Annotated in this window: 1 pseudogene; it reads right to left on the bottom strand. The window is 51.4% G+C overall.

The features are described 5' to 3' along the window. Positions 1-255, bottom strand: a pseudogene (locus ACU68W_RS09350) (hypothetical protein); the annotation flags it as partial.

The raw sequence follows: 255 nt of genomic DNA on the forward strand, positions 1-255 counted from the left end.
TGGTTGTTCTGGAGTACCTGGTTGTCCAGGTGTTCCTGGTTGTTCAGGTGTTCCTGGTTGTTCTGGAGTACCTGGTTGTCCAGGTGTTCCTGGTTGTTCAGGTGTTCCTGGTTGTTCTGGAGTACCTAGTTGTTCAGGTGTTCCTGGTTGTTCAGGTGTTCCTGGTTGTTCTGGAGTACCTGGTTGTCCAGGTGTTCCTGGTTGTTCAGGTGTTCCTGGTTGTTCTGGAGTACCTGGTTGTCCAGGTGTTCCTGG

The sequence above is a fragment of the Finegoldia sp. P2-F-LR genome, assembly GCF_052932265.1.